A 7,317-nucleotide genomic window follows, 5' to 3' on the forward strand; every position below is an offset into this window, starting at 1 on the left:
GGCCGGAGCCTGCTGCTGGGTGCGGGCGCGCATTTCGTCCTGCAGGCGCTGCTGTTCCAGCAGCTTGGCGTCGAGGATCGACTGTTCGCAGGCCCGCGAGTCATGGCCCTTGCCGTAGTAGACCGCGATCCCGGCGAGGGCGAGCAGCAGGGCGCCGACCGTCGCCGGGTGGCGGATGAAGGCCGCCGCCGGATTGGCCAGGATGGCTTGCGCCGCCGCGCCGCCCTGGGCGAGGGCCTGGGCCCGTCGCTGCCAGGCCTCGTGGATGATGGCGCCGGTCAGGGTGATGGCGATGATGACGACGGCGACCGCCGAAATCGAAGGATCGATGCCGAGCCGGACCTTGGAGGCGAGTTCCGTGGTGAAGGTGCTTTCGGCGACGATCGAGAACACCGTCGTATTGTAATTCTCGAGCGAGGCGAGGAAGGCGAGCACCGCGCTCGAGAAGATCGCCGGGCGCAGGAAGGGCAGGAGGATCTTGGCGAAGGCCTGGGCCGGCGTCGCGCCCATGTCGAGCGCGGCCTCGGTCAGCGTGTGGTCGAAGCGCTGCAGCCGGGCCATGAACACCAGCATCGAATAGGCCGAGATGAAGCAGACCTGACCGAGGATGGTCAGGAAGAAGCCGTCGAAGAAGATCGAATCGAAGCCGAAGCCGAGACCGGTGCCGATCTTGCCCCAGAACAGCAGGGTCGAAATGCCGATGACGATGCCCGGCATCAGAATGGGACCGATGAACACGGTATAGAGAATGCCGCGCAACCGAGGTCCCGCTTCCGACAGGGCAAGGGCGGCCGCGAGGCCGACCGGGGTCGCCAGGGCGACGACGCCCGCCCCGATGATCAGAGAATTGCCGAGGCCGTGCAGCAGCTTGGCGTCATTGGCCAGCTTGCCGAACCAGTCGGTGGTGAAACAGTCCCACGGCACGATGCGCGGGAAGGACGACGAATTGAACGCCGTCACCACCATGATGATCAGCGGCCCGAACAGGAAGCCGAAGAACAGCAGGCAGAAGGCGGCGGTGCCCATGCGGGTGATGGTCGCGGATGTCATCGGCCGATCTCCCCGATGGAGACCTTGAACACCCGCATCATCAGGAAGGTGAAGAGGATGCAGACGACGACGAGGATGACCGCGTAGGCCGAGCCGCGCGACCAGTTCGAGGCATCGTTGAACCATTGATAGACGAGCTGGGTGAACCACAGGTTCGACGGCCCGCCCAGGATCTGCGGCGCGGCCAGCGCGCCCGTCGTCAGCATGAAGACCATGGTCGAGCCGGACGCGATGCCGGGCTTGGCCATGGGGATCACCACGCGCCAGTGGATGCGCCACCAGCTGGCGCCCATGTCCCGCGCCGCCTCGATCTGGTTGCGGTCGAGGGCTTCGATCGCGTTGTAGATCGGGAAGATCATCAGGAGGATATAGGCATAGGTCAGCCCGGCATAAAGCGCGACATCCTCGCGGATGAAGTCGACGGGCTCCGCCCACAGGCCAAGCGAGAGGCCGATGCCGTTCACGAGGCCGGTCGAGCCGAACAGGATGCGGAAGGCGAAGGCGCGCAGCACCTCGTTGATCCAATAGGGCACGATCAGCCCGACCACCATCAGCCGCGCGACATTGGGCTTCGCGCCATGGGCCAGCACGAAGGCGATCGGATAGCACAGGATCAGGTCGAAGATGGTGACGACGACCGAGGCGACCACGGTCTTCGCCATGATCGTCAGATGCAGCGTGTTGAAGCCGCCGTCGTTGCCGAACAGGAAATAGGCGTAGTTGGACATCGTATAGACATCCTTCGGCCCGCCCTGCTCGGCCGGGGGCAGATTGTGGCTGAAGGACATGACCACCATCGCGATCTGCGGCAGCAGGATCAGGATGAAGACCCACAGGCTGATGGCAAGGGAGATGAAGGTGCCGACACCGACGCCATAGCGGGCGAACAGCGCCTTGAGATCGAACAACAGACGCATGGCCGTCAACCCTTGGCCAGCGGCCCGTCGGGCAGCACGAGGGCGCTTTCGATGTCGAAGCCGGCCATGATCGTGCTGTCCGGAACCTCGGGCATCCGGCCGTCGTTGACCAGCATCATGCGCAGGCGCTGGCCCCCGGCATCGAGCAGCAGGTGCCGGGCATTGCCTTCGAATTCATCGCCCGCCAGCCGCGTTTCGATGACATTGGCGGCGCCGCCATCGGGACGCATCTGTTCGGGCCGGACGAAGAGCAGGCAGGATTCGCCGATCGGGTAGTGCCGGCCGCCGGCGGCGATGCCGCGCAGGCGCTGGCCGGCCGCGCTCTCGATCTCGACGACTTCACCGTCGCGCGCCGTCACCTTGCCGGGGATCGCGTTGCTCTCGCCGACGAAGGAGGCGACGAAGGCGGTCTTCGGCCGGTCGTAGAGGGTGACCGGATCGGCCACCTGTTCGATCACGCCCCGGCTCATCACCGCCACCCGGTCGGACATGGTCAGGGCCTCGCCCTGATCGTGGGTGATGTAGATGAAGGTCAGGCCCACCCGGCGCTGAATCTCGCGCAGCTCCGTCCGCATGTGCTGGCGCAGCTTGAGGTCGAGGGCCGACAGGGGCTCGTCGAGGAGCAGAATGTCCGGCTGGACGGCGAGGGCGCGGGCGATCGCCACGCGCTGGCGCTGGCCGCCCGAAAGCTCCGTCACCTTCTTGTCGCCCTCGCCCGGCAGGGCGATCAGGTCGAGCAGTTCATCCGCGCGCTTCCGCCGGTCCCGTTTCGAGACCCCGCGCACCTCGAGCGGGAAGGCGATGTTCTCGGCCACGGACATCAGGGGAAACAGGGCGAGATTCTGGAAAATCAGCGCGGTCGGCCGCTTGTTGGGGCCTACCCCCCGCATGTCGTCGCCGCCGATCAGCACCCGTCCCTCGGTCGGCTGCACGAAACCCGAGACGCAGCGCAGCAGCGTGGTCTTGCCGCAACCGGACGGCCCGAGGAAGGAAAAGAATTCGCCGCCGGCGATCTCGAGGTGCGCGTCGTCGACCGCGAGATATTGGCCGAAGCGGATCGAAACATGATCCAGGGTGACGGTCTTGGTCATGCACGCATCCGATCAGAGCTTGTGACAAAACGAAACGACGGGGGGCGGAACGGAGGCGACCTGCGCCATGTCCCCGCGGGGCGGGAACATCCGTGGACGGGGCCGCCGGCATCGGCCCCGTCCGCGGGATGCCGCTGTAGAGAGCGGCAACGACGCAGGAAACAGAAATCTCGCTTCGATGGGCATTCACCGCTGCAGTGGCCGTCACATCGACGGCGAATGAATCATCCGGGCCGGCGCGCCCCCCGCGCCGGCCCGGACGGCCGTCACGCGCTCATGAACTTGTTGACAAATTCCGCGCGCTTTTCGGCATACCAGGGGGCTTCCGGCGGCCAGGGATTCAGCTTGGCCAGGGCATCGCCCGGATAGGCGTCGCCGAAGTTCTTGGCATAGACGTCGCCGGCATATTTCTCGGCGCCCGTGACCGGCGAATTATAGCCATGGGTCTTGATCGCCTCGCCGGCGAGGGCGGGGTCGTAGCAGGCTTCGATGAAGGCATAGACCTGATCGATGTTCTTGGCGCCGACCGGCAGCGCCAGACCGTCCACCCAGGCCATCGCGCCTTCGACGGGGGCGCGGTACATCACGGGCTCGCCCGCGGTCTTGAGGGCCAGCGGCGGGCCGTCCCAGGTCTGGCCGACGATCACGCCCTCGTTCAGGAGGCCGTTCTTCTGGGTATCGGCGTCGTTCCACAGAAGTTTCAGGTTCTTCTTCTTCGAGATGCAGTATTCGGTCAGCTTGGTCCAGACCTCGGTCAGCTTCTCGGGGGTCTCATAGGCCGACCAGATGGTGCCCGGCGCCCATGTGCCGGCGTGTTCGAGGGCGAGGCCCGCGCCCAACATGCAGGAATGGCCACGGCCCATGGTCTTGCCGGCGTTGGCGTCGTCCCAGATGTCGCCATAGGACGGGAATTCGCCCTTCGGCGTGAATTTGTCGGTGCGCCAGGCCACGCCCTCGGTGCCCCAGATATGCGGAACCCACATCTGGCCCTTGCCGCCGAAGTTCCAGTTGGTCTCGCCCGCCTTGGCCATGGCGGGATTCACCTTCTCGATCGCGATCTTCTTCATGTCGAAGGGCTGGACGAGGCCGAGCGGCTCCCACAGCAGCGACCGGTTCATGGTCGGCGTGATCAGGTCGAAGCCCTGGCCGTTCGTCGCCTTCATCTTGTTCAGGATGTCGTCGTTCGAGCCGATGCCGGTGAAGTTGATCTTGATGCCGGTCTTCTTGGTGAAGGCCTCGCGGAAGGAATCCGGGAGATAGTCCGACCACATCATGATGTTGATCTCGCCCGAGGAGGCGAGTGCGCCGCGGCTGATGATCGCCGGCATGGCGAGCGCGGCGCCCCCCGCGGCGACACCCTTCAGCACGGAACGACGGCTCACGCCTTTGCCCATGCGATTCTTCGATGCCATAGACCCACTCCTTCGCCTGATTGAGCCCCGCCCCCTGCGGGGCTTGTCGGACCGGCCGCATCATTGGTGCGGCGCAAAAACGCTAGGTCGAGACGGTGGATCGGTATTAGATCCACAGGCAGATTTTTTTGGTGCCAGATATGAGCCTGCTGGACCGCTATTTTCTCGAGCCGCTGGATCATGACCGGGGGCTGCAGCAACAGGTGCACGACCGGCTGGTCGAGGCGATCCTCGACGGCGGGGTGCCGCCGCATCTGCCGCTGCCGGCCACGCGCGATCTGGCGGCCGGTATCGGCGTCTCGCGCAATACCGTCGTCCTCGTCTACGAGAGGCTGGTCGAGGATGGTTACCTGACCCCCGTGCGGCGCCGGGGCCATTTCATCAACGAGCAATATGTCCGCCAGCAACTGAACGTGCGCCTCGACTATCGGCCGTCGTCCCTGTTCCGGGGCGACGCGGCGGAAGGCAAGGCCTGGACCGAGCGGCTGCGCCAGCACCCCTCGCATCATCGCAACATCGTGAAGCCGGCGAACTGGCGCGACTACCGCTATCCCTTCATCTACGGCCAGGTGACGACGGACAAGATTTCCATCGCCCGCTGGCGCGACTGCACGCGGCTCGCCGGCACGCCCTATCACAGCAATGCCTGGGTGGGCGACCTGATCGACGCCGACGACCCCATGCTGGTCGAACAGATCATCTCCCGCGTGTTGCCCCAGCGCGGGCTGAAGGCCCGGCCGGAGGAGGTGCTGATCACCATCGGCTCGCAGAACGCGCTCTACATGGTCGGGCAGCTTCTGTCGGGGCCGGGCACCCGGGTTGGGCTGGAAAATCCCGGCTATGTCGATGCCCGCAACATCTTCACGGCGACCGGGGCGGATCTGGTGCCGCTGCCGGTCGATTCGAATGGCGTCGTCGTCGACGAGCGGATGGCGGATTGCAATCTCGTCTATGTGACGCCCAGCCACCAGTCGCCGACCTCGGTCACCCTGTCGCTGCAACGCCGGATCGCCCTTGTCGAGGCGGCGCGGGGCAGCGATGTCCTGCTGATCGAGGATGATTACGAGCACGAGCTGAATTTTATCGGCGCCCAGCGCGGCGCCCTCAAGAGTTTCGACAATTCCGGCCGGACGATCTATCTCGGCAGTCTGTCGAAGGCGCTGTTTCCCGGCCTTCGCCTCGGTTTCGCCGTCGCGCCCGAGCCTCTGATCCGCGAGATGCGGGCGCTGCGCCGGCTGATGTATCGCCATCCTTCCGCCCATGATCAGCGCGCCATGGCGATCTTCATCGTCGAGGGCCATCTCGATGCCCATATCCGGCGGACGCGGGATCAACTGGCCCGGAAATGGACGGCGATGCAGCGCGAACTCGCCCGCCTGCTGCCGGAATGCCGGGTGACCGCGACCACCGGCGGCTCCGCCGTCTGGGTGCGCCTGCCGGACGGGATCGACTGCTGGGACCTCCAGCGCCAGGCGGCCAAGCGCGGCGTGCTGGTCGAGCCGGGCGATATCCATTTCATCGGCGACGACCCGCCGCGCAACACGATCCGCCTCGGTTTCGCGGCGATCGCACCCGAGCTGATCGCGCCCGGCCTCGCCGAACTACATCTGGCGATCGATGATCTGAGGCGTGACGGGCCCTGATAAAAAGGGGGGTGGTCAGGCGATTGCGAAATTGCCACCGTCGCCTCCATCACGAGGCAACGTCCGGAAAAATGATCCCATGACCGACAAGAACAGTGTGCTTTTCCGCCCCTTCGACGTGAAGACCCTGCACATGAAGAATCGCATCGTCATGGCCCCCATGACCCGCGATTTCTCGCCCAAGGGCGTTCCGGGCGCCAATGTCGTCGAATATTACCGCAAGCGGGCGGCGGGCGGCGTCGGCCTGATCGTGACCGAGGGGACGACGATCGACCATCCGGCGGCCTCGGGTTCCGACAATTATCCACGCTTCCATGGCGATGCCCTCGACGGCTGGGCCAAGGTGGTCGAGGCCGTGCACGCGGAAGGCGGGCTGATCGCGCCGCAGCTCTGGCATCTCGGCATGATGCGCAACCCCAAGCAGGTCTTTAATCCGGACGTGCCCAGCGTCGGCCCCTCGGGCCTCAAGGTGCCGGGCAAGCGCAGCGGCCACACCCTGACCGACAGCGAGATCGGCGACATCATCGCCGCCTTCGCCAAGGGCGCCGCCGACGCCAGGCGCCTCGGCTTCGATGCCGCCGAATTCCATGGCGCCCACGGCTATCTGATCGACCAGTTCTTCTGGGACGGCACCAACGAGCGCACCGACAAATGGGGCGGCGATCTCGTCGCTCGCGGTCGCTTCGGGGTCGAGATCGTCAAGGCGGCCCGCGCCGCCGTCGGCCCGGACTTCCCGCTGATCCTCCGCCTGTCGCAGTGGAAGCAGCAGGATTTCACCAGGCGCCTGGCCGATACCCCGGCCGAATGGGAAGCCTTCGTGCTGCCCTTCGTCGATGCCGGCGTCGATGTCTTCCATTGCTCGACCCGCCGCTTCTGGGAGCCGGAATTCGAGGGCTCGGACCTCAATCTCGCCGGCTGGACCAAGAAGCTGACCGGCAAGCCGACGATCACGGTGGGCTCGGTCTCCCTCGGCGGCTCGGATGATTTCATCGCCGCCTTCGCCGGTCAGGGGGCCGAGATCGCCGCGATCGACAGTCTGGTCGAGCGGATGGAGCGGGGCGAATTCGACCTCGTCGCCATCGGCCGCGCCCTCCTGGCCAATCCCGACTGGTCCAATGTCGTGAAGGCCGGCCGCTTCGCCGACCTGAAGGCCTACAGCAAGGACGTGCTGGTCGAACTGGTCTGATCACCGGCCCGGGGGGCC

Annotated in this window: 6 protein-coding genes; 2 read left to right on the forward strand and 4 right to left on the reverse strand. The window is 65.8% G+C overall.

Annotation, left to right across the window (positions count from 1 at the left end):
- The 4 genes from WAZ62_RS14220 to WAZ62_RS14235 form a co-directional block, all read right to left on the reverse strand.
- Nucleotides 1–1,050, reverse strand: a 1,050-nt coding sequence (locus WAZ62_RS14220; RefSeq protein WP_422644196.1) for an ABC transporter permease, incomplete at its 3' end; no start/stop codon positions are given.
- On the reverse strand, nucleotides 1,047–1,967 hold the full coding sequence (locus WAZ62_RS14225) for an ABC transporter permease (protein ID WP_422644197.1): 921 nt from the start codon (nucleotides 1,965–1,967) through the stop codon (nucleotides 1,047–1,049). The genes WAZ62_RS14220 and WAZ62_RS14225, both read right to left, overlap by 4 nt.
- Before the next feature lie 5 nt (nucleotides 1,968–1,972).
- Nucleotides 1,973–3,058 (reverse strand): ABC transporter ATP-binding protein, encoded by a 1,086-nt coding sequence (locus WAZ62_RS14230; RefSeq protein ID WP_422644198.1) that lies wholly within the window; start codon nucleotides 3,056–3,058, stop codon nucleotides 1,973–1,975.
- Nucleotides 3,059–3,324: 266 nt separating this feature from the next.
- On the reverse strand, nucleotides 3,325–4,440 hold the full coding sequence (locus WAZ62_RS14235; RefSeq protein WP_422644199.1) for an extracellular solute-binding protein: 1,116 nt from the start codon (nucleotides 4,438–4,440) through the stop codon (nucleotides 3,325–3,327).
- Nucleotides 4,441–4,610: 170 nt separating this feature from the next.
- Between WAZ62_RS14235 and WAZ62_RS14240 the strand changes: the two genes are divergently transcribed.
- Together WAZ62_RS14240 and WAZ62_RS14245 are read left to right on the forward strand one after the other, a co-directional pair.
- Entirely contained in the window at nucleotides 4,611–6,113 is a 1,503-nt protein-coding gene (locus WAZ62_RS14240; protein ID WP_422644200.1) for a PLP-dependent aminotransferase family protein, read from the forward strand.
- 79 nt (nucleotides 6,114–6,192) lie between these two features.
- Entirely contained in the window at nucleotides 6,193–7,299 is a 1,107-nt protein-coding gene (locus tag WAZ62_RS14245; protein ID WP_422644201.1) for an NADH:flavin oxidoreductase, read from the forward strand.
- Nucleotides 7,300–7,317: the final 18 nt, after the last annotated feature.

The organism is Zavarzinia sp., assembly GCF_049306435.1.
GTDB lineage: Bacteria > Pseudomonadota > Alphaproteobacteria > Zavarziniales > Zavarziniaceae > Zavarzinia.